Origin of the sequence: Mycobacterium sp. GA-2829 (assembly GCF_001499965.1) — a bacterium.
In the GTDB taxonomy this organism is placed as follows: Bacteria; Actinomycetota; Actinomycetes; order Mycobacteriales; family Mycobacteriaceae; genus Mycobacterium.
This window is the reverse complement of record NZ_LQIT01000007.1, coordinates 1-21,878: the sequence shown is the minus strand read 5'-3', so window position 1 is coordinate 21,878 and position 21,878 is coordinate 1. Positions and strand designations below refer to the sequence as shown.

Sequence of the window (21,878 nt, the reverse complement as noted above, 5' to 3'; positions counted from 1 at the left end):
GAGAAGCGCTGACCCTGGACGCAGAGTCAACGGGGTCGGCGGACCAGCGACCCCGACATCGCCGGCCGCTGGCGGACCCGCTGCGGCCACCAGAACCACCGGCCGAGCAGCGCCGCGATCGACGGGGTCATGAACGCGCGGATCACCAGCGTGTCGAAGATCAGGCCGAGGCCGATCGTCGTGCCGATCTGCGCGGCCACGGTCAGTTCGCTGACCACCATCGACGTCATCGTGAACGCGAACACCAGCCCCGCCGCCGTCACGACCGATCCGGTGCCGCCCATCGCGCGGATGATCCCGGTGTTGATCCCGGCCGGGATCTCCTCCTTCAGCCGCGCCACCAGCAGCAGGTTGTAGTCGGCGCCCACGGCCAACAGGATGATGACGGCCATCGCCATCACCATGAAGTGCAGTTCGATGCCGACGATGTGCTGCCACACCAGCACCGACAAACCGAACGACGCGCCGAGCGAGAGCACCACGGTGCCGACGATCACCGCCGCCGCGACGAACGCGCGGGTCAGGATCAGCATGATGATGAAGATCAGCGACAGCGCGGCGATCCCGGCGATCAGCAGATCCCAGTTGTTGCCTTCCTGCATGTCCTTGAACGCCGCGGCGGTGCCGCCGATGTAGATCCGCGACCCCTCCAGCGGGGTGCCCTTGATGGCCTCCTTGGCCGCGGTCTTGATCGCGTCGATGCGCTCGATGCCCTCGACGGTCAACGGGTCACCCTCGTGAGAGATGATGAACCGCACCGCTTTCCCGTTCGGCGAGATGAAACTCTCCATCCCGCGCTGGAAGTCCGGGTTCTCGAAGATCTCCGGGGGCAGGTAGAACGAATCGTCGTTCATGGCATCGTTGAACGCATCGGCCATCGCGGTCGAGTCCGTGTCCATCGCGGCCTGCTGCTCGAGCAGTCCGGCCTGCGTGGAGTGCATCGACAGCATCGACTCCCGCGCGGTCTCCATGGTCTCGATCGTCTGCGGCATGATCGCCAGCAGCTGCGGCATCAACGCGTCGAGCCGCTCCATGTCGGGGATGATGGCCTGGAAGTCGGCGGTCATCGTGTCGACCCCGTCGAGGGCGTCGAACACCGACCGCATCGACGCGCACACCGGGATGTTGAAACAGTGCGGTTCCCAGTAGAAATAGTTGCGGATCGGACGGAAAAAATCGTCGAAATTCGAGATGCTGTCCCGTAGTTCGGCGATCTCGACCGACAGGTCTTTGGACTTGGTCACCAGATCGTGGGTGGTGGCGCTCATCTGCTCCATCAGCCCGATCATCTCGGTCATCGTGGCGACGGATCTCGCCATCTCGTCGGCCTGGACCAGCAGGGTGTCCATGTTCTCCTGCAGGTACGGCCGGGTCATCGTCTGCATGATCCCGCCCATACTCATCTGGGCCGGGATGGTGGCGTAGTTCAGCGGTTTGCCCTGCGGGCGGGTGATGGCCTGGACGCTGCCGATGCCCTCGACCCGGAAGACCGCCTTGGCGATCTTGTCGATCACCAGGAAGTCGGCGGGGTTGCGCAGATCGCGGTCGGTCTCGATGAGCAACAGCTCAGGGTTCATCCGTGCGACGGAGAAGTGCCGTTCGGCGGCGGCGAAACCTTCCATCGCGGGCAGGTCGTCGGGGAGGTAGTTGCGGTCGTTGTAGTTGGTCTTGTAGCCCGGCAGGGTGAGCAGGCCGATCAGCGACAGCGCGACCGTGCCCAGCAGTATCGGTCCGGGCCAGCGGACCACCGCGGCGCCCAGGCGACGCCAGCCGCGGATACGCATGGCGCGTTTGGGTTCCAGCAACCCGAAGCGGGTCGCGACGGTGATGAGGGCAGGGCCCAGCGTCAACGCGACGACGACGGCGACGGTCATGCCGACGGCCAGTGGCACGCCGAGGGATTGGAAGTAGGGCAGCCGGGTGAAGCTCAGGCAGAACGTGGCGCCCGCGATCGTCATCCCGGAGCCCAGCACCACGTGCGCGGTGCCCCCGAACATCGTGTAGAACGCCGACTCGCGGTCCTCACCCGCGGTGCGGGCCTCCTGATATCGGCCGATCAGGAAGATCGCGTAGTCGGTGGCGGCGGCGATGGCGAGCGCGACCAGCAACGTGGTGGCGAACGTCGAGAGGCCGATCAGGTCGTGATAGCCCAGGAATGCCACCACACCCCGGGCGGCGCTCAACCCCAGCAGCACCATGACCAACACCAGCAGCAGCGTGGCGATCGACCGGTACACGAACAGCAGCATCACGATGATCACCGCGAACGTCACCATCTCGATGACGCGCACGCTGCGGTCGCCGGCGATCTGCTGATCGGCGGCCAGCGCCGAACCGCCGGTGACGTAGACATCGACACCGGGCGGCGGTGTCAGGCCGGCGACGACGTCCTGCACCGCCTTGACCGACTCGTTGGCCAGCGCCTCGCCCTGGTTGCCCGCCAGATACAGCTGGACGTAGGCGGCCTTGCCGTCGTTGCTCAGCGCCCCAGCCTCGGTGAGCGGGTCACCCCAGAAGTCCTGCACGTGTTCGACATGGGTGGTGTCGGCCTCGAGCCGGTCGACCATGTCGTTGTAGAAGCGGTGCGCGGCGTCCCCGAGCCGGTCTTCGCCCTCGAGCACGATCATCACCGAACTGTCGGATTCGAACTCCTCGAAGACCTCACCGGCGCGGGTCATCGCGATCACCGACGGCGCCTCTTCTGGCGCCATCGACACCGACCGCATCTGGCTGACGACCTCGAGCTGCGGCACCGTCAGCGACAGGACGGCGACCAGCAGGATCCACCCCAGGATGATCGGGACCGCGAACCGCCGGATCCACTTGGCCGCGCCTCGGCGCGCAACGGGCTCCGCCGGGGGACCGAGGCGGCGCCCAGCCTCAACGTGCGAGTTGGGCAACTTGGTGGAATCCTCCGTGCGACGTGGTGTCGTCAGTAGTGATAGCAGATCGCGCCCGATTTCAGTGGTCTCCCTCGACGCGCCGAGGCTCGCTGTGGGATGTGCCACGAATCCGTCCGGGGTGGACCGGGAACACTGGTGTCACCGGATCCGGTGCGTGGGTGCGTGCCGGTACGGTCGGGACGGACTGAAAGGAACTCTTCTGATGGCCACCCCGCACGGCGGCTCGCGACTCGGTACCCGGTTCGGCCCGTACGAACTCCGGTCCCTGATCGGAGTCGGCGGGATGGGCGAGGTGTACCGCGCATACGACACGGTCAAGGGCCGGACGGTGGCGCTGAAACTGCTGCGCGCAGAGCTGGCCGCCGATCCCAGCTACCAGGAGCGGTTCCGCCGGGAATCCCGCGTCGCGGCGCGGCTGCAGGAACCGCACGTGATCCCGGTGCACGACTTCGGCGACATCGGCGGTGTCCTCTACATCGACATGCGCCTGGTGGAAGGCGCGAGCCTCAAGGAAGTCCTGCACACCGACGGACCGCTCGACGCGAAGCGGGCGGCCTCGATCATCACGCAGGTGGGCGCGGCGCTGGGCGCCGCGCACGCCGACGGGTTGGTGCACCGCGACATCAAACCCGAGAACGTCCTGCTCAACCCCGACGACTTCGCCTACCTGGTGGACTTCGGCATCGCCCACGTCGGCGGTGACCCCGGGGTGACCTCTACCGGCATGATCGTCGGGTCGTCGGCGTACATGGCGCCGGAGCGGTTCAGCGGTGGACTGGTCGGCCCACCCGCCGACATCTACTCGCTGACCTGCCTGCTCTACGAATGTCTCACCGGCAGACCGCCGTTCGAGACCGGCGACCTGCGCCAGCTGATGACCGCGCACATGTTCGGTCCGCCGCCGCGGCCCAGCATCATGCGCAGGGGGATCAGCCGCGCATTCGACGACGTCATCGCGCGGGGGATGGCCAAACAGCCGGGGGACAGGTACGGCAGCGCCGCCGAGCTGGCCAGGGCCGCGACCGCCGCGGCGATGGAACCCGCCGCCGCACCGGCGGCCGCGGCGGCCGCCCCACCGCTGAGCGGCACGCGGCAGTTCTCCTCGGTGTACCCCAATCCCGCGGCCACCGGCTACACCCCGTACCCGACGCCACCGCCCACGCCGGCGCCCGGACCCGCGGGGAAGGGGAAGAAGAACACCGGTCAGGTCGTGCTGATCGCCGCGATCATCGTCATGTTCGGGGTCGCTGCGGTGCTGGCCGCGATCCTCGCGTTCAGCGGGGACTCCGCGCCGACCGCGCGGACGACGCTGACGCCGGCCACCACCCCGTACGACGAGAGCATCCCGACCACCAGCGAGACCACCACGACGACCACGTCACCGGAGACCACCACCAGCACCACGACCTCGACGACACCGAGTACAACGTCCTCGTCGACGTCCGGATCGGCCCCGGCGGGGATGACCGGCGCGGACGCCCAGGGCTTCGTCGGGCATTACCCCCGCTGCGGGGAGGGCGAGTCCCCGGCCGCGATGGTGCGCACCGCGCAGTCGCTGGCCATCGTGTGCCGCAGCGGCGACGACGACTACTACTACCGCGGGGAACGGCTGAGCGACGGCGCCACGATCCAGTTGGAGGGCGCCGAGCCCGCGGGCGGCGGCTACGACGTGACCGATCCGAACGGCGGGGCCCGTTACGAAGTTCGGCCCGACCGGCTCACCATCGTGAGCAACGGCCGGGCCGACACCTCGGAACGGGTGCTGGAGTACTACTCCGACTAAGTGCGTCCGTTCTGGGCGGCGCGTTCCTGCTGGCGCTTCTCCTTCTCGGCGTCGGCGAGATCCTCGACGCGGTCGGCCTGGGCCCGCTTCTTGGCGGCGGTGCCCGCCTTGTCGGCGGCGTCGTCGAGCTTCTCCTTGGCCATGTTCTCGACGGTCTTCTCGGTCGCCTCGATCACGGCCTCTTCCTGGCGGCGGGCCGCCTCGGCCGACTTCATGCGCTGTGCGGCCACCTGATCGGCGCTCTGCTTGGCGTCGGCGGCCTTCTTCTGCGCGTTCTGCACCGCGTTCTGCTTGCGTTCGGCGGCGGTCTGCCGCGCCTGCTTGATCTCCTGCTGGCGTTCCTGTTCGGCCTGCTGCTTCTCGCGTTGGGCCTGCTCTCGGGTGGTCTCGAGGTCCGTCTCGGCCTGCTCGCGCACCTGCGTGGCCGTCTCGTCGAGCCGGGCCGCCCGGCGCAGTGCCTCGCTGCGCTCGATCAACGCCGCGCCGCGCTCTTCGACGTCGGGGGCGCTGAGCGCGTTGCCGACGGCGAGGTCGAGCATGCCCAGCGAGCGTTCGTAGAACAGTCGGGCCGGCGCCTCGGAGTCGAGGCGGGCCACGACCCGGTCCTCGATCACCTGCAGCGGAAAGCGGGCGAACTGGTATTGGAGCCGTAGGACGGCGAAGGGAAGGTCGGTGATCTTCATCGGTGAGTCTCCTGATCTATCGCTGTTCGGGAACGTCGGCGTCGGCGGCCAGTCCGTCGGCCTCCCGACGGATCCGCTCGGCCTCGGCCTTCGCATCGGCCGCGACCTTGATGGCGTCGTTGCGCTCGGCGGCGGCGTCGGCGACCTCCGCGGTGGCTTCGGCCTTCTCCGCACGAGCCTCGGCATCGGCCTGTTCGGCGCGGCGCTGGGCCTCGGTCTCGGCCTGCGACGCGTCGCGGGCGGCGCGCTGCGCGGCGGCCTGTTCGGCCTGACGCTTCTGGGCCTCGGCGTCGGCGCGGGCCTCCCGCTCGGCGGCCGCGGTCTCGGCATTCACCTCGGCGCGCTCCTGGGCGCCTTCCCGACGTGCCTCGGCGACTTCCTGCCGGGCCTCTTGGGCCTCGGCGTCGGCGAGCGCCTCGGCGGCGTTGGCGGCCTTGCGTTCCTTGGCCTGGGTCTGCTCGAGCTGACCTTCGGCGGTCAACGAATCGTTGCCGGTCACGGCGCCGACGACTTCCTTCGCCTTGCCCTTGACCGAGTCGATGAGACCCTTGCGTGCTTGGTCGGACTGGTTGTGCTCAGTCATGTAATCCCCTCACTAGGTATCGGAGCCAGCATTCCCGTTGCGCGGGGATCGACACCTCGATGTGGTCTGGGCCACTTTTGCGATGTCGCTGGAGCTCCGATGAACAGTGCGGTTAGGAGATTGCAAAGGGGGGTAAAATCAACGTCGCGGCTGTGAACAGCCTAAACAGCGTGACGTGCGGAGGGTAGCTAACATGTATACCAATGAATTTCCTGAGGAAACCCTTCGAATCAACTTTGAACATTGGTTGTGTGAAGCGATCCGTACCGGTGTGCGCAACGCCCATCTGCAGCCCCTGACGCCGTTGAGCGCTCAGACCTGGCACGCCATCGACGAGGTGGCCGATGCCGCCGCCGCTGTCGGCGGCCAATCCGCCCACGTCACCCGGCTTCAGGATGTCGTCCTCGCCGCGCGCGAGCAGTTCGCCCACCAGCTCGACGGCACCCAGCGCACCCCCGAGATGCTCATCGAGCGCGCCGCCAGCTGAATCTTTGCGCAAACAACTAAAAGCGGCATAGGCAGTCGCTGACTGGTCCGATCATGCGGTCGGACTCCGAGGGCAAATCGTCTCGGATCGATCACGAAGCCGTTTCGGTTGCCCCGCTGACCCCGTCCACCTGCCCCAACGGCCACTACTGTCACACCCGTATCTCGCTTCACGCGAAAGGTGTGACATGCCGGCCCTGCGACGACTGGCGGCGCTGACCGCGGCGTCGACCTGCGTGGCGTCGCTGACCCTGCCGATCACGACAAGCCCACCCGCCGCGGCCGACCCCTGCTCGGTCACGGCGGCATCGGCGCCGGCGGCGCGTAGCGCGACCCCCGGTGCCGCCCCGTCGCTCACCCTGCCGAAGTTCCCGGTCCTGCACCTGCCGATCGGACGCAAACCCGCGCCGAAGACCACCCCGGCCGAGGCCGCCAAGGCCGATGCCGCCGTTGCTCCCGAGACGGAGGCCAGGGCCGCGGCCGCGCCCCCGGCGTCGGGCGCCACGATCGTCGACACGGTCGTCGGCCCGGATCCCAGCTTCTACAAGCGATTCGGGATCTCCGGGGCCGACCTCGGCATCATGTGGGACAACGGCTACTCGGGCGCCCAGCGGCAGGTGCTCATCGCCTTCGGCGACACCTTCGGCAACTGCAGCCTGCAGGACCAGGAGTGGCGGAAGAACACCCTGTTCCGCAGTTCGAGCCGTGACCTGGCGAACGGGCTGTCCGTGGCCAACCCCGTGCCGGGCGACAAGTTCGGCGGCTCACCGGTGCGCGCCGACCGGCCGAACTTCTCCCGGCAGGTGATCCAGAGCCTCAACCTGGCGGCCACCGAGGTCACCGTCATCCCGACCGCGGGTATCTCGGTCGGCACCCGGCAGTACGTCAACTTCATGTCGGTGAGCCAGTGGGGCGCACCCGGACAGTGGTCGACGAACTTCTCGGCCGTCGCGGTCTCCGACGACAACGGGGAGACCTGGACCGTGCCTGCCACCAGCATCCGGCCCAGTTGGTTCAACACCGTGCCCGGGGTGACGTTCGTGTGGGGCGACCAGAACTTCCAGATGGGCGCCTACCTGCGGCACAACGGGTACGTGTACGCCTACGGCACCGGCGCCGGCCGCGGCGGTATGCCGTTCCTGTCCCGCGTCACCGAGAACGCCGTCGCCGACAAATCCGCCTACGAGTACTACACGCCCTTCGGCTGGCTCAAGGGCTTCCCGTTCCTGGCAATCCAGGTGGTGTGGGCGCCGGGCAGCGAGATGTCGGTGGCCTGGAACGACCACCTGAAGAAGTTCGTCATGCTCTACACCAACACGGTCAGCGACGTGGTGATGCGCACCGCCGACAAACCCGAAGGGCCGTGGAGTTCGGCGAAGACGATCGTGACGTCGACGGCCGTGCCGGGCGGCATCTACGCCCCCTACATCCACCCGTGGTCGTCGGGCGACGACCTCTACTTCACGCTGTCGCGCTGGTCGGACTACAGCACGCTGCTCATGCACACCACGCTGGGTTAGGCGTGGACGTCGCGCAGCCCGACCGCGTTGCGCAACCCGGAGCAGTTGTAACAGCCAACGCAGCCAACGCAATTCGAGCAACTCGCACATCCGATACACGCCACGCATCGCGAGCAGGCGAAACAGCCGACACACGCCAGGCAGGCGCTGATCGCGAATGACATTGCGGTAAGCGCGCTTCCGGCCACCGCGGCGCTGTTGACCGTCCCCATCGAACCGGTCACCCCGGCGCTGTTGACGGTCCCCACCGAACCGGTCACCGCGGCACTGGTCACCGTGGCCAGTGAACCGGCCACCGCCGCGCTGCCGCGGGTCGCGTGCGAGCCGACCACATCCCGAATCCGTCTCATCCGGCCGTCTTCCCGTTGTCCACCACGTACACCGCGCCGTGCACCGCCGCCGCGTCATCGCTGGCGAGGTAGGCGATGGTCTTGGCGACGTCGGCGACGTCCATCATCCCGCGTGGCGCGGCGATACGCATGATCAGATTCCAGTCCGCCTTGTCCGGGGCGGCGAACTCGGTGGTCTGCGGGGTCACCATGCCGCCGGGGCAGACGGCGTTGATCCGCACCCGATCGGCGGTGAACTCGATGGCCAGTGCGCGGGTCAACCCGACGAGACCGTGTTTGGCCGCGCAGTATCCGGCCGAGTAGACCTCACCCTCGACGCCCGCGATCGAGGCCACGTTGACGATGTTGCCGCCGCTCGCGAGCAGGTGCGGTAGCGCCGCACGGCACAGGAAGAACGGGCCGTTGAGGTTGACCGCCAGGTCCTGGGCCCACTCCGCGTCCGAGACCGTCGGGGTGTGCCGCATCTGGTGGTAACCCGCGATGTTCGCCAACACGTCGAGCCTGCCGAACTTCTCGACGCAGTCCTCGACGGCCGCACGGCAGGCCTCGGGGGAGGTGATGTCCACCGACGCATACGTTCCTCCGGGGACGTCGGCGAACACCGCCGCCATCCGCTCGGCGTCACGGGAGATCCCGAACACCGTGGCGCCGCGTTCGGCGAACAACTTCGCCGTCGCCGCACCGAGTCCCGACGAGGCGCCGGTCACCAGCGCCACCTTGCCGCTCAGTTGTGTCATGGCAAGGACTGTCTCACGCCGAGGCGCGCGGGCGGGCGGGCGGCACGGCGGCCAGCAGATCCCGGGTGTAGGGCTCCTCGGGTTCGGCGAACAGTTCGGCGGCGGGTCGGTGTTCGACGGCGACACCGTCGCGCATCACCAGCACGTCGTGGCTCATCCGCTGGATGACCGCGAGGTCGTGGCCGATGAACAGGTACGTCAACCCGAGTTCACTCTGCAGCCGGGCGAGCAGGTCGAGCACCTTCGACTGCACCGAAACATCCAGGGAGGCCGTCGATTCGTCGAGGATCAACAGATCCGGTTCGGTCGCCAGGGCACGGGCGATGCTCACCCGTTGGCGCTGCCCCCCGGACAGTTCGTGCGGATAGCGCGCCGCGAAGTCGGCGGGCAACCCCACCAGGTCGAGCAGTTCGGCGACCCGCCCCCGGCGACCGGCCCGCCCGTCGACCAGTTTGTGCACCGCCAGCGGTTCGGCGACCGCCGCGCCCACCCGCATGCGGGAGTTCAACGAGGAGAACGGATCCTGGAACACCAGGCTGATGCGGCGGCGCAACGCCTTCTCCTCGGCGCCGCGCACCCCGAACACGTCGACCCCGTCGAGCGTCGCGGTCCCGGAGTGCGGCGGGACCAGCCCGGTGAGCGCGGCGGCCACCGTCGACTTCCCCGACCCGGACTCACCGACGAGACCCAGCGTGCTGCCCCTGCGGATGCGGAACGAAAGGTCCTGCACGGCAAGCACTGTCGAGCGGCCGGTCGGCCCGGAGACGTCGAACCGCACGTCGAGACCGGCCACCTCCAGCAGCACCGGCGCATCGGGATCGGCGGGTGGGGGACCGTCACCGCCGACGAGCGGCCGTGCCGCCAACAGTTCGCGGGTGTACTCGTGCTGCGGGCGGTCGAACACGTCGAGCACCGCGGCCTGTTCCACCGCCACCCCGTGCTGCAGCACGGTGACGTCGTCGGCGACCTGACCGATCACGCCGAGGTCGTGGCTGATCCACACGACCGCGGTGCCGAAGTCGCGCTGCAGGTCCCGTACCAGCTCGATGATCTGGGCCTGCGTGGTGACGTCGAGTGCGGTGGTCGGCTCGTCGGCGATGAGCAGTTCCGGATCGCACGCCAGCGCGATCGCGATCATCACCCGCTGGCGCTGCCCACCGGACAGCTGATGCGGATAGGAGTCCAGCCGGCGTTCGGCCTCGGGCAGCCCCACCGCGGTGAGCAGTTCGAGCGCGCGGTCGCGGGCCTGCCTGCGGGTCATGTTGCGGTGCGTCTCGAGCGATTCGGTGATCTGACGTTCGAGCGTGAGAAGGGGATTGAGCGACGTGCCGGGGTCCTGGAACACGAAGCCGACGCGGCCGCCGTGCACCCCGCGCAGCGTGCGGGCCGGCGCGCCGACGAGCTGGGTCTGCGGCTGACCGCCGAGCAGACTGGACCCGCTGACCGACGCGCCCGGGGCGTCCAGCAGACCCGTCGCGGCCAGCACCGTCATCGACTTGCCCGACCCCGATTCCCCGACGATGCCCAGCGTCTTCTCCCGCTCGACGGTGAACGACACCCCGCGCACGATGTTGCGCCGCCCGATCCGCACCCCCAGATCGGCGACTTCGAGTACCGGCCCGGTCATCGTCTCCTCCGCGCCTCGATCATGGTGCGCTGCTTCGGGTCCAGCACATCGCGCAGTCCGTCGCCGAGCAGGTTGAACGCCAGCACGATGACGAAGATCGCCGCACCCGGAAACACCGCCATCCACCACGCCAGCGTGACGAAACCCTGTGAGTCGAAGATCATCCGGCCCAGCGACGGCTGCGGGGGCTGGATCCCCAGGCCAAGGAACGACAGTGCGGCCTCGGACAGGATCGCGAACGCCAGCGACAGCGACGTCTGCACGATCAACGGCCCCGAGATGTTCGGCAGCACATGGCGCGCGAGGATGTAGAGGTGACCGGTGCCCATCGTGCGTGACACCGCCACATACGGTTCCACCCGTACCGACAGCGTGCTGGCCCGCGCCACCCGCGCGAAGATCGGGGTGAACACGATGCCGATCGCCAGGATCGTCGTCGTCACCCCCGGCCCGAGGATCGCCACCACCGCCAGCGCGAGCAGCAGCACCGGGAACGCGAACATCACGTCGACGATGCGCATCAGCACCGTGTCCAGCCAGCCGCCGCGGTATCCGGCCACCACCCCGACGGTCACCCCGACCACGACCGCGAACGCCACACTGACCACCGACACCCGCATCGACGCCTGGATGGCGACCATGACCCGCGACAGCACGTCGCGGCCGAGTTCGTCGGTGCCGAACCAGTGCGCGCCGCTGGGGGATTGCAGTGCGTTCGGCACGTCGATGTCGTTGACGCCGTACGGCGTCAGCCACTGCGCGAACAGTGCGACGACCACGACGACTGCGAGGATCACCGCGCTGACGACGGTGACGGGGTTGCCTGCCAGCAGCCGCCACGAGGCGATCCGGGTCTGCTTCTCCGGGGCGGTCATGACAGCCGGATCCTCGGGTCGACGACCGCGTACAGCACGTCCACGATCAGGTTGATGAGCAGGAACAGCGCCGCCATCAACAGCACCGCGCCCTGGATGACGGGGTAGTCGCGGGCGGCGACGGCGTTGTAGACCAGGCGGCCCAGCCCGGGCCAGGCGAACACCACCTCGACGACGATGACGCCACCCAGGATCGTCGCCAGCTGGATACCGGTGATGGTGAGTACCGGGATCAGCGCGTTGCGCACCGTGTGCCGCAGCGTGACCACCCGCGGCGCAAGGCCTTTCGACCGGGCGGTGCGGACGTAACCCATCGACGCCACCTCGAGCACCGCCGAGCGGATGTAGCGGGTCATGATCGCCGCAGCCACCAGCCCGACGGTCAGGCCCGGCAGGATGATGTGCCGCAGCCAGCCCCCGGGGTCGTCGAACAGTGGCCGGTAGCCCGACGTCGGCAGCCAGCCCAGCGTGGACGAGAACAGGGCGATCAGCAGGATGCCCAGCCAGAAGTCCGGCACCGAGACGCCGAACTGACTGGTCACTCGCACGATCGCATCGCTGACCCGGCCCTCGCGCAGCGCCGCCCAGATGCCGGCCGGCACGGCGATGAGCATCGCGAAGACGATGCCGACCAACCCGAGCGACACCGTCGCGGGCAGCCGGTCGAGCAGCGTGGCGGTGACCGGATCGCCGTTGCGGAAGCTCACCCCGAGGTCGCCGGTGAGCGCGTTACCCAGATAGCTGAAGAACTGCACGATCAACGGCCGGTCCAGGCCGCTGGCGGTACGCAGCGCCTCGTACGCCTCGGGGGTGTAGCGGGTGCCCAGCGCGATCCGCACCGGGTCGCCGGGGACCAGCTGCACGAGCGCGAACACCACGATCAGGACGCCGAACAGCACCACGAGCGAGTAGGCGACACGCCGGGCGAGGAAGCGTACGACGGGGTGGGTGACGAAGCCGCTCACGAGGATTCGTCCTCACCGAGGACGGCGCCGCGGAACCGCACCGCCCCGTCGCGGCGTGCCTCGTACCCGGACAGTTCCGGGGTCCAGGCCTGGATCACCGACGGGTTGTAGAGGTAGATGTAGCTGACCTCGTCGGCGATGCGGGTGGCGGCCTTGGCGTAGTCGTCGCGGCGGGTGTCGCGGTCGGTCTCGACGCGCCCGGCGTCGAGCAGGCGGTCCACCTCGGGGTCGGAGAACTTCTGCGCGTTCGACGTGCCGTTGGTGTGGTGCTGGGCGTAGTAGAAGTCGTCGGGATCGATGTTGCCGAGCCAGCCCATCATCAGCATGTCGAAGTTGCCGTTGTTCTGTTCGTCGAGCCAGGTGGCGAAGTCCACGGTGCGGATGTCGACGGTGATGCCGAGCGGGGCGAGGTTGTCGGCGATGATCTGCGCGGCGGTGACGGTCTCGGGGTATTCGCTGGTGACCAGCATGTCGAGCCGTTCCGGCCGGGCGTTCGCCTGGGCGAGAAGGTCTTTCGCCTTGTCGATGTCGTAGGAGTAGCGGTCGTAGGGGGTGTACCACGGGTTGCCGTCGGGGATCGCGAGTTGATTCTTCGCCGCGGTGCCGTAGCTCGTCGCGGCGACGATCGCGTCGCGGTCGATGGCGTAGGCGATCGCCTGGCGCACCCGCACGTCGTTCCACGGCGATTTCGCCTCGTTGAGCGCCAGATACCAGTAGTCGTTGCTCGGGGTGACCGCCAGCCGCAGCGAGTCGTCCTCGCGCAGCTGGGAGACGCGTTGCGGGGGGACCGAATCGGTCCAGTCGACCTCGCCGGCCTGCAGCGCCGACAGCGCCGTCGACGGTTCGGAGATGAACCGGAACGTCACCCCGGAGATCCGCGGAGGCCCGCCCCAGTAGGACGGGTTGGCGCGCAGAGTGATCGAGTCGCCGCTCGTGGCGCCGGTGAAGGAGAACGGCCCGGTGCCGATCGGTTTCGTGGCGATCTGGCCGCTCTCGACGTTGGCCCGCGACACGATGGCCATCCCCTTGAACCCGCCGAGGTTGGTGAGCAGGTTGGGGGTGGGTTTGTCGACGGTGATCCGCACGGTGGCCGGGTCGACGGCGGTCACGTCGGTGACGGCGCTGAACTTGTCGACGTTGGTGAGCTCCTCGTCGATGATGCGACGGTAGGAGTAGACGACGTCGTCGGCGGTGAACGGGGTGCCGTCGTGGAAGGTGACCCCGCGGCGCAGATGGAACGTCCACACCCGCTGATCGGGGCTGACCTCCCACGATTCGGCGAGCGCCGGGCGCATCTCGAGGTTGGCGTCGGGTTCGACCAGGGTGTCGAAGACGTTCTCGAGCACCTCGAACGAGAAGTACGCGGAGGTCTTGTGGGGGTCGAGTTGGTCGGGTTCACCGGCGATCGCGGCGACGAGGTTGTCGGCGGCGGCGTCGCCGAGGTCGACGCGTTGACCGGTGGAGCAGCCCGTGAGCGCCACCATCAGGGCGAGGGCGGTCGCCACGCACGCAGCCACCACCGCGTTCCGCCGCATCACGACCACCTCAAGATCAATCGGGCCTTTGACGCTTCTTACCCCGTGTGGTCCTGATCGCAAACGCTCGCCGGCGAACCGGTGACGTCCCGGTGGGCGGACTGCCATACTGACCGCGATGATCACGATCTCGCGAGTGATGGCCGCGGCGGTCCTGGCGTTCGGGACGGCCCTCGGCGCCGCCGGTCCGGCGCAGGCCGACCAGCAGGTGCTGGAGGGGGTCTTCACCTACACCCAGCAGGACGGACTGACCGGCGACTGGGATATCCACCCGTCCTGCGTGCCGACCGTAGGGGATCTGCGCGAACCGTTGTATCTGCCGGTCGCCTGCCGGCTGCACGTGACATCGTTCCCCGAGGTCAAGAGCGGGGACGCGGTGCTGATCAACGGGGTGTGGGCCTACGACACCACGATCGCCGACGGCGTGATCTGCTCCGACGGCAGCCCCCTGCAGGTCGTCCAGACGATCGAGTTCGACACCGTGACCATGACCGGAACCCGCACCGACACCCACGCGCCCGGTTGCAACGGCGAATTGCCGGCCACCATGATCAAGACGCCGTTCACGCTCGCCTTCAAGGGGCCGTTGAACAATCCCGTCGACCGGTACCCGCTGATCTGCGAACCGGGCGGGCTGCGGCGCTGCTTCTGACCCCGCGAACGTGAGCTCGCGTTCGAGGAATCGTCCGGAACTCGCGCACGAGCTCACGCTCGGCGGGCGGGTCAGGCCGTGAACCCGCCGTCGACGTTCCAGTTCGCGCCGGTGATGTAGCCGGTGTCCGGGCCGGCCAGATAACTCACCACGCCCGCCACGTCGGCGGGGTGCCCGTAGTGCCCGACGGCGATCAACGGCGTTGCGGCGTCGGCGAACTCACCGTCAGCGGGGTTCATGTCCGTCGCTATCGGCCCGGGCTGGACGTTGTTGATCGTGATGCCGCGCGGTCCGAGTTCCCGCGCGAGCCCGCGGGTCAGCCCCGCCACGGCCGCCTTGGTCATCGAGTACACCGACAGCCCCGGCGCGGGCACCCGGTCGGCGTTGATGCTGCCGATGTTGATGATGCGGCCGCCGTCGCCGAGATGCCGGACCGCGCACTGGATCGCCACGAACACCCCGCGCACGTTGACCGCGACGAGGCGGTCGAACTCGTCGAGCGGGAACGAATCGACCGGTCCGCCTGCCGCCACGCCCGCGTTGTTGACCAGGATGTCCAACCCGCCGAGCCGCGTCACGGTCTCGTCGACCGCCGAGGCGATCTGCCCGGCATCCGAACTGTCCGCCCGGATCGGCAGCACCCGGCCGCCGCCGCGCGACACATCGACCACGACCTTGTCGGCGTCGGCCACCGAACTGCCGTAGGTGAACGCCACCGCGGCCCCGTCGAACGCCAACCGCCGCACGATCTCCGCGCCGATTCCGCGCGAGCCACCGGTCACCAAGGCCCGTCGTCCCGCGAGCCGCCCTTCCACCCCAGCCGTCATGACCTCACCTTAGGGTGATCCCATGGCCAAACGCATCGTCGTGTGGGGCACTGGTTTCGTCGGCAAGATGGTGATCGCCGAGATCGACCGCCATCCGCTGTTCGAGCTCGTCGGCGTCGGGGTGAGCAGTCCGGACAAGGTCGGCCGTGACGCGGGGGAGATCTGCGGGCTCGGGCGCACGCTCGGCGTGACCGCCACCGACGACGTCGACGCGCTCATCGCGCTGCGACCCGATGCGCTCGTGCACTTCGGCCCGACCGCCGCACACGCCGACGCGAACATCGCGCTCATCACCCGTTTCCTGCGCGCCGGGATCGACGTCTGCTCGACGGCGATGACGCCGTGGTTGTGGCCGACCATGCACCTCAACCCGCCGGGCTGGATCGCGCCGGTGACCGAGGCGTGCGAGCTGGGGGAGTCGTCGTGCTTCACCACCGGGATCGACCCAGGCTTCGCCAACGACCTGTTCCCGCTGACGCTGATGGGGGTGTGCGGTGAGGTCAAGCGGGTGCGCGCCGCCGAACTGCTCGACTACACCAACTACACCGGCGACTACGAGAACGAGATGGGCATCGGCAGGCCGCCGCGGCAGCGGGCCCTGCTCGAGACCCCGGACATCCTCGTGATGGCTTGGGGCGCAACGGTTCCCATGATCGCTCACGCGGCGGGCATCATGCTCGACGAGATCACCACGACCTACGACAAGTGGGTGACGCCAACCGACCGCCCGAGCGCCAAGGGGGTCATCGCGGCGGGGAACGTCGCCGCCGTCCGGTTCACCATCAACGGCGTGTACCGGGGCGAGACCCGCATCCAACTCGAACACGTCAACCGCATCGGCGCCGACGCCGCACCCGACTGGCCCGCCGGGACGCAGAACGACGTCTACCGCGTCGAGATCGACGGCAGCCCGAGCATCACGCAGGAGACGGCGTTCCGCTTCACCGACGGCTCCGGCCGCGACGCCGCCGCGGCAGGCTGTCTGGCCACCGGGATGCGCGCGCTCAACGCGGTGCCCGCCGTCAACGATCTGCGGCCGGGCTGGGTCACGGCGCTGGATCTGCCGCTCGTCCCCGGGGCGGGCACCATCCGCTGATTCAGCGACGGCGCACCCCGGCCACGGCCGAACGCGGAAGCCGGCCCGCGCGGGAATGGCCGGTCATCCGGTCGCCGTCGACGACGACGTCGAAGCTCAGGTGCAACCGCATCGGCCTGGTCACCGATTGCCGCCAGGTCACCCGCTGCCCGTCGCCCTCGTCGACGACGGCGATGTCGCGCAGTTCGACGGTCTCGTCCTTCGACGTCGCGCTACCGCGCAGGCGGTCGCCGGCGGAGACGAATTCGTATGTGGTGGACAGTGTTCCGATCGGTGTCTTGATCCTGACGTCCCACGCTCCCTCGACGGCGCTCACACCGCCACCGGGACGTGGCCGCGGTTGCTCCACACGGTGCCGCGGCGCTCGTAGGCGAACAGCGACTCCACCGTGTTGGCGATCCGCGGACCGTAGGCGCGGTCGAGCAGATGCAGGGCCAGGTCCAGCCCGGAGGTCACCCCGGCCCCGGACACCAGATCGCCGTCGTCGACCACCCGGGCGGGCACCGCGTGCGCCCCGGTCGCCTCGAGCATGTCCATGCCGAGATGGTGGGTGACGGCGAACCGCCCTTCGAGCAGACCGGCCATCGCCAGCGCCAGCGAGCCGCCGCAGACCGTGGCCACCGTGACGTCCGGATCGGCGAACGCCTCGCGCAGCAGGGGTATCGCCACCGTCTCGCAGAATCGCGCCAACAGCACCGGGATCGTGACGTCCCCATCGTCCGGATCGCCCTCGATGGGTCCCGTCGCACCCGGCACGAGCACGAAACCCGGCCGGTGCGGATCCAACCCGGCCGTCGCCTGCAGGACCAGTCCGCGACTGCCGCTGACGACCGGGCGAGGACCTTCCGCGGAGACGAGGTGCACGTTCAGGTCTCCTCCGACGGCGCCGCTGCCTGCGACGAGGACCTCATAGGGGGCGATGACGTCGAGCGGGTCGAACCCGTCGAACAACACGATCTGGGCATCCATGCCGATCAGCGTGCGGGAAATCGCACCGATGCGGCAGTGGCCAGATCGCCACTTTTCGACGAGATCTTGCCAGTACGGCTGTTAGGGTGCGGACATGCGCACCGTCGCGGTCCTGGCCATGCCGGACGTCATCGCCTTCGACCTCGCGACCGCCGTGGAGGTGTTCGGCCGGACCCGAATGCCCGACGGGACACCGGGTTACGACGTGCGGGTGTGTGCCACGGCGCCACAGGTCGACGCCGGGCCGTTGCGGATCGGCACCGACCACGGCATCGACGCCCTCGCCGGCGCCGACACGATCGTGGTGCCCGGCTGCGACGAGATCATCACCGAAGCGCCCGCCGACGTTCAGGAGGCGTTGCGCGCGGCGTACGCCGCGGGTGCGACGGTCGCCTCGATCTGCACCGGCGCCTTCACCTTGGCCGCGGCGGGTCTGCTCGACGGCAGACGCGCCACCACCCACTGGGCGGCCGCCGACGCGTTCCGGGCGGCGTACCCGGCCGTGCACCTGGACCCCGACGTCCTCTACGTGGACGAGGGGCGGGTGCTGACCTCCGCGGGCGCGTCGGCCGGGCTGGACCTGTGCCTGCACATGGTCGCGCGCGACCACGGCCACCGCGCCGCCGCGGACTCCGCCCGCATGGCGGTGGCCCCGTTGCACCGCAGCGGGGGCCAGGCGCAGTTCATCCTGCGCAACCGGGCGGCCGCCGGACCCGTCGCCGAACGCACCGAACTCGACGCCGTCCTGGCCTGGCTGGAGGAGAACGCGCACCGGGAACTGACCCTGGCCGACATCGCCCGGTATGCGTCGATGAGCGTGCGCACCCTGAACCGCAGGTTCCAGGCCGAGACCGGGCAGACACCGATGCAGTGGGTGACCGGGGTGCGGATCCGCCACGCCCAGCAGTTGCTGGAGACCACCGACCACGGTGTGGAACGGGTGGGCAGGGAGGTCGGCTTCAGCTCGCCGGCGAACTTCCGCGAACAGTTCCGCAGGCTCACCGGAGTGGCACCGCTGAACTACCGCAACACCTTTCGCGAACGCCTCGCCGGCTGATCAGCGGGTCTTCGGCCGCTTGTGCAGCACCAGCTGCGCCAGCGGGATCTGCGAGACCTCCGGGGCGGCGGCCAGCCGGGCGGCGATCCCCGCCTCCAGCCGGTCGAGGAACTGACCCGCCCGCGGATCGGTGCGGCCCCCGTCGAGCCCGCCCACCAGGGTCGGCAGTACCGACGCCCGCGCGAACTGCGCCCAGTTGTCGCCGAAGGCCTTGACGTCCTTGTCTTTTCGGTACTGACGGAAGAACCGGTCCTCACCGTCGACGATCTCGAGGTGTTCGATCTCCAGGCGTTCGAAGCGACCCGAGGGGGCGAACGGCGCCACGAAGTCCGCGGCCCGTCGGCTCACCGTCGGGATCGTCATCCGGCGCACCTCGTCCTCACGGATCAGGCCGGACCCGGCCAGTTCCGCCAGCGCATCGGTCATCGCCGCGAGCAACGGCCGGTACCCGTACTCGCCGTCCTCCCCGATGCCCATCGTCAGTACCACCAGCCGCCCACCCGGACAGAGCTCACGGCCGCGGAACGCGATGAACTCGTGCCAGTCGTGGGCGGCCTGGCGGGCATAGGCCGCCCGCACCGACTCGTCGGCGGTGTGGGCGACCTGGAAGTGGTCGGGCACGGGCGCGGGCGTCCGGCTCAGCCACTGGATCGCATACGAACTCCAGCCGAGGTTCACGCTGTTGGACGGCAGGATCTGGCTGTAGAACGAGCGCCCGACCGCGGAGGCGAACGCCGCGGCATCCTTGCGCAGATACGAGTCCGGGTCCTCGGTCAGCGTGCGGAACATCGCGGTGAAGTCGTTCTCCGGCACGTCCGTGTGCGCCACCAGGACCGAGTGTTCGCGGGTGGTCCTGGTGCGCAGGACGGCGATCGCCGCGCAGATCGGCAGCAGTGAGTTGTGCGCGGTGGCCGCCCCGTAGTCCGCGATCGCGATCGGCTGCGGGCGGGCGGGCAGCGGAACCACCTTCGCCGCCGCCTCGAACAGGGCGATCGTCGGGCGCAGACCGGCCGCCTGCAGCCGCGACCCCTCGGTGTAGTAGACGCTGCCGATCGGCTGCGGACGGACCACCACGCTGGACTCGGGCACGAGCGGACTTCCTTCGGACACGGACGACATCTTCGACGGTAGTCGCTCGACGCGCTACGCGTGATCGGTGCTCAACGCGAGTTCGCGTCCGGTGTCGATGTCGGCACGCAGCGCCGCGAGTCGCGCCTCGGCGTAGCTCACCGAGTCCGAGCCGAGCAGCTGGTTGAGCGGACCGGCCCCGGTGACCGCGACCCGGATGATCGCCGCGGCGCCCTTGACCGGATCGCCGAGCTGGCTGCCCTGCAGATCCAGATGGCTCTGCGTCATCTCCCGGATCTCGGGATAGGCGTCGGTGGTGGCGGCAGGCAGGCTCAGCGAGTCGGTGGTGAGGAAGTCGGTGCGGAAGTACCCCGGCTCGACGATCGTCACGGCGATACCGTGACCGGCCACCTCACCGGCCAGCGCCTCACTCATCGCGTTGAGCGCGAACTTGCCCGCGCTGTAGAGCCCCCAGCCCGGGACCGTGGTCAGCCCGAGAATCGACGAGACGTTGACGACGTGCCCGCTGCGTGCGGCACGCATGTGCGGAATAGCCGCGCGCACAACGTTCCACGCGCCGAGGACCTGGACGTCGAGCATCCGGCGGATGTCGTCAGTGGTGGTCTCCTCGACCGCCGCCAGGTGGCCGTAGCCGGCGTTGTTCACCACGACGTCGAGCCGCCCGAAGTGCTGCACGGTCCGGGTGACCGCCGCGTCGACGGCGGCCGCGTCGGCCAGATCCAGCGGCAGCGCCAGCAGGTGCTCGGTGTCCGTCCCGGCCAGGCTGTCGAGCAGTCGCTCGGGGGACCGCGTGGTCGCGGCGACGTGGTCGCCGCGGTCGAGCAACTGGCGGACCAGCTCCAACCCGAGCCCACGGGAGGCGCCGGTCACGAACCAGGTGGCGGGGGTGGCGGTGGGATACGGCATGATTCACTCCTCGAATTCTCACGGCCGGCTCCCGACGAGCCGACGTATCCGAGTCTGGCCCGCCGCAGGGCGCGAAAACCGGTCATAACCTGCCCTGACGTACCCAGGACGGCCGAACCTGGGACGCACAGACCCAGGCGCGGAAGGCGGCGGCTCTGCCAGAATCGACCCGTGGCCGCCCGCAACCAGGAACTCGCCGAGTTCCTCCGGCATGCGCGCGGCGCGGTCGATCCGACGCGGGCGGGACTTCCCGCCGACAGCAGGGTGCGCCGGGTGCCCGGGTTGCGGCGCGAGGAGGTGGCGCTGCTGGCCGGCGTGTCGACCGACTACTACACCAGGCTGGAACAGGGCAGGCGGATCACCCCGTCGGCCGGTGTGCTCGACGCGATTGCCCGTGCGCTGCAACTGGATTCGACCGGCCGCGCACATCTCGGGCGTCTCGTCGGCGCCGCGCGTCCGCGCACCACGTCGCGGCCCACCGTGCAGCGTGTCCGGCCCGGCCTGTACCAGGTGCTCGACGCGTTGGACGGTGTGCCGGCGATGATCCTGGGCAGGCACGCCGACGTGCTGGCCGCCAACCGGCTGGCCGGGGTGCTGATCGCCGACTTCGACCGGATGCCGCCCCGCGACCGCAACTACGCCCGGTGGATGTTCCTGTCCCCGGACGCCCGAGAGCTGTTCGCCGACTGGGACGAACAGGCCCGCGCTGTGGTGGAGAGCCTGCGTCTGGAGCTCGGCAACCATCCCGACGATCCGACCACGCGTGCGCTGGTCGACGAATTGGCCGTCGCCAGCACCGAATTCGACACGTGGTGGTCCGAGCACCGCGTGTACCAGCGCACCCACGGCTCGAAACGGTTGCGGCACCGCGTCGTCGGCGACCTCACCGTCGACTACGAGACGTTCCTGATGCCCGACGATCCCGACCAGACACTGTACGTCTACAGCACCGAGGCAGGCACCGCCTCTCGCGAGGCGATGAACCTGCTCATCAGTTGGTCGCTGTCGTCGGCCGACACCCGCTAGTGGCCGCGGGCGACCCAGTCGTCGTAGTGGACGATCTCGTCGCCGATGGTGGTGGTGTCGCCGTGGCCGGTGTAGACGACGGTGTCGGCGGGCAGGGCACCCAGGCGTCCGGAGATCGACTCCAGGATGGTCGGGAAGTCGGAGAACGAGCGGCCGGTGGCGCCGGGCCCGCCGGAGAACAGGGTGTCCCCGGAGAAGACCGCCGCCAA

At 69.2% G+C, this 21,878-nt stretch carries 22 protein-coding genes; 7 read left to right on the top strand and 15 right to left on the bottom strand.

All coding sequences use genetic code 11. From position 1 onward, the window contains the following. Positions 1–26: 26 nt before the first annotated feature. The gene (locus AU194_RS05690) at positions 27–2,900 is read right to left on the bottom strand and encodes an RND family transporter (protein WP_059088270.1); all 2,874 of its coding nucleotides are present in this window, start codon (positions 2,898–2,900) and stop codon (positions 27–29) included. 205 nt (positions 2,901–3,105) lie between these two features. Here AU194_RS05690 and AU194_RS05685 point away from each other — a divergent pair, with 205 nt between their 5' ends. Continuing rightward, positions 3,106–4,686 (top strand): serine/threonine-protein kinase, encoded by a 1,581-nt coding sequence (locus AU194_RS05685; RefSeq protein ID WP_059088269.1) that lies wholly within the window; start codon positions 3,106–3,108, stop codon positions 4,684–4,686. Here the strand turns inward: AU194_RS05685 and AU194_RS05680 are convergent. Both AU194_RS05680 and AU194_RS05675 read right to left on the bottom strand, forming a co-directional pair. Further along, the gene (locus AU194_RS05680; RefSeq protein WP_059088268.1) at positions 4,683–5,369 is read right to left on the bottom strand and encodes a hypothetical protein; all 687 of its coding nucleotides are present in this window, start codon (positions 5,367–5,369) and stop codon (positions 4,683–4,685) included. The two genes, AU194_RS05685 and AU194_RS05680, sit on opposite strands and share 4 nt — an antisense overlap. A gap of 16 nt (positions 5,370–5,385) precedes the next feature. After that, positions 5,386–5,952: a CsbD family protein gene (locus AU194_RS05675; RefSeq protein ID WP_059088267.1), complete on the bottom strand. Its 567-nt coding sequence runs from the start codon at positions 5,950–5,952 to the stop codon at positions 5,386–5,388. A 193-nt stretch (positions 5,953–6,145) separates the two neighbouring features. Here AU194_RS05675 and AU194_RS05670 point away from each other — a divergent pair, with 193 nt between their 5' ends. Further along, on the top strand, positions 6,146–6,439 hold the full coding sequence (locus tag AU194_RS05670; protein ID WP_059088345.1) for a hypothetical protein: 294 nt from the start codon (positions 6,146–6,148) through the stop codon (positions 6,437–6,439). Positions 6,440–6,626: 187 nt separating this feature from the next. Then, a complete protein-coding gene (locus tag AU194_RS05665; protein WP_059088266.1) occupies positions 6,627–7,958 on the top strand; it encodes a DUF4185 domain-containing protein in 1,332 nt (443 codons plus the stop codon). On the opposite strand, the gene AU194_RS05660 is transcribed toward AU194_RS05665, so the two are convergent. The 6 genes from AU194_RS05660 to AU194_RS05635 are packed head-to-tail and all read right to left on the bottom strand — an operon-like array spanning position 7,955 to position 14,047. After that, positions 7,955–8,308, bottom strand: coding sequence for a hypothetical protein (locus tag AU194_RS05660; protein ID WP_059088265.1), 354 nt, complete (start codon positions 8,306–8,308; stop codon positions 7,955–7,957). The genes AU194_RS05665 and AU194_RS05660 overlap by 4 nt on opposite strands. Further along, on the bottom strand, positions 8,305–9,045 hold the full coding sequence (locus AU194_RS05655) for an SDR family NAD(P)-dependent oxidoreductase (protein ID WP_059088264.1): 741 nt from the start codon (positions 9,043–9,045) through the stop codon (positions 8,305–8,307). The genes AU194_RS05660 and AU194_RS05655 overlap by 4 nt, the downstream gene beginning before the upstream one ends. Before the next feature lie 13 nt (positions 9,046–9,058). Beyond that, a complete protein-coding gene (locus AU194_RS05650; protein ID WP_059088263.1) occupies positions 9,059–10,672 on the bottom strand; it encodes an ABC transporter ATP-binding protein in 1,614 nt (537 codons plus the stop codon). Then, positions 10,669–11,547, bottom strand: coding sequence for an ABC transporter permease (locus AU194_RS05645; RefSeq protein WP_059088262.1), 879 nt, complete (start codon positions 11,545–11,547; stop codon positions 10,669–10,671). Before AU194_RS05645 ends, AU194_RS05650 begins: the two co-directional genes overlap by 4 nt. Continuing rightward, positions 11,544–12,512 carry an ABC transporter permease gene (locus AU194_RS05640; RefSeq protein WP_059088261.1) on the bottom strand — a complete coding sequence of 323 codons (969 nt, stop codon included), beginning with the start codon at positions 12,510–12,512 and terminating at the stop codon, positions 11,544–11,546. The genes AU194_RS05645 and AU194_RS05640 overlap by 4 nt, the downstream gene beginning before the upstream one ends. Continuing rightward, on the bottom strand, positions 12,509–14,047 hold the full coding sequence (locus tag AU194_RS05635; protein ID WP_059088344.1) for an ABC transporter substrate-binding protein: 1,539 nt from the start codon (positions 14,045–14,047) through the stop codon (positions 12,509–12,511). Before AU194_RS05635 ends, AU194_RS05640 begins: the two co-directional genes overlap by 4 nt. Before the next feature lie 118 nt (positions 14,048–14,165). Here AU194_RS05635 and AU194_RS05630 point away from each other — a divergent pair, with 118 nt between their 5' ends. After that, complete coding sequence (locus tag AU194_RS05630) at positions 14,166–14,699, top strand: hypothetical protein (RefSeq protein WP_059088260.1); 534 nt, start codon at positions 14,166–14,168, stop codon at positions 14,697–14,699. Positions 14,700–14,770: 71 nt separating this feature from the next. On the opposite strand, the gene AU194_RS05625 is transcribed toward AU194_RS05630, so the two are convergent. Next, a complete protein-coding gene (locus AU194_RS05625; RefSeq protein WP_059088259.1) occupies positions 14,771–15,526 on the bottom strand; it encodes a 3-oxoacyl-ACP reductase family protein in 756 nt (251 codons plus the stop codon). Between the two features lie 22 nt (positions 15,527–15,548). Between AU194_RS05625 and AU194_RS05620 the strand changes: the two genes are divergently transcribed. Beyond that, positions 15,549–16,622, top strand: coding sequence for a dihydrodipicolinate reductase (locus AU194_RS05620; protein ID WP_059088258.1), 1,074 nt, complete (start codon positions 15,549–15,551; stop codon positions 16,620–16,622). A gap of 1 nt (position 16,623) precedes the next feature. Here AU194_RS05620 and AU194_RS05615 read toward each other — a convergent pair whose 3' ends face one another. Continuing rightward, positions 16,624–16,938 (bottom strand): hypothetical protein, encoded by a 315-nt coding sequence (locus AU194_RS05615; protein ID WP_059088257.1) that lies wholly within the window; start codon positions 16,936–16,938, stop codon positions 16,624–16,626. Further along, positions 16,935–17,591 carry a DJ-1/PfpI family protein gene (locus AU194_RS05610; RefSeq protein WP_059088256.1) on the bottom strand — a complete coding sequence of 219 codons (657 nt, stop codon included), beginning with the start codon at positions 17,589–17,591 and terminating at the stop codon, positions 16,935–16,937. The genes AU194_RS05615 and AU194_RS05610 overlap by 4 nt, the downstream gene beginning before the upstream one ends. A 94-nt stretch (positions 17,592–17,685) precedes the next feature. On the opposite strand from AU194_RS05610, the gene AU194_RS05605 reads away from it, so the two are divergent. Then, complete coding sequence (locus AU194_RS05605) at positions 17,686–18,648, top strand: GlxA family transcriptional regulator (protein ID WP_059088255.1); 963 nt, start codon at positions 17,686–17,688, stop codon at positions 18,646–18,648. Here AU194_RS05605 and AU194_RS05600 read toward each other — a convergent pair whose 3' ends face one another. After that, positions 18,649–19,737 carry an SAM-dependent methyltransferase gene (locus AU194_RS05600; RefSeq protein WP_059088343.1) on the bottom strand — a complete coding sequence of 363 codons (1,089 nt, stop codon included), beginning with the start codon at positions 19,735–19,737 and terminating at the stop codon, positions 18,649–18,651. Positions 19,738–19,791: 54 nt separating this feature from the next. Further along, a complete protein-coding gene (locus tag AU194_RS05595; RefSeq protein WP_059088254.1) occupies positions 19,792–20,643 on the bottom strand; it encodes an SDR family NAD(P)-dependent oxidoreductase in 852 nt (283 codons plus the stop codon). A 171-nt stretch (positions 20,644–20,814) separates the two neighbouring features. Here AU194_RS05595 and AU194_RS05590 point away from each other — a divergent pair, with 171 nt between their 5' ends. Further along, the gene (locus AU194_RS05590) at positions 20,815–21,669 is read left to right on the top strand and encodes a helix-turn-helix domain-containing protein (RefSeq protein WP_059088253.1); all 855 of its coding nucleotides are present in this window, start codon (positions 20,815–20,817) and stop codon (positions 21,667–21,669) included. On the opposite strand, the gene AU194_RS05585 is transcribed toward AU194_RS05590, so the two are convergent. After that, on the bottom strand, positions 21,666–21,878 hold a 213-nt coding region (locus AU194_RS05585; RefSeq protein WP_197417524.1), incomplete at its 5' end, for an MBL fold metallo-hydrolase. The two genes, AU194_RS05590 and AU194_RS05585, sit on opposite strands and share 4 nt — an antisense overlap.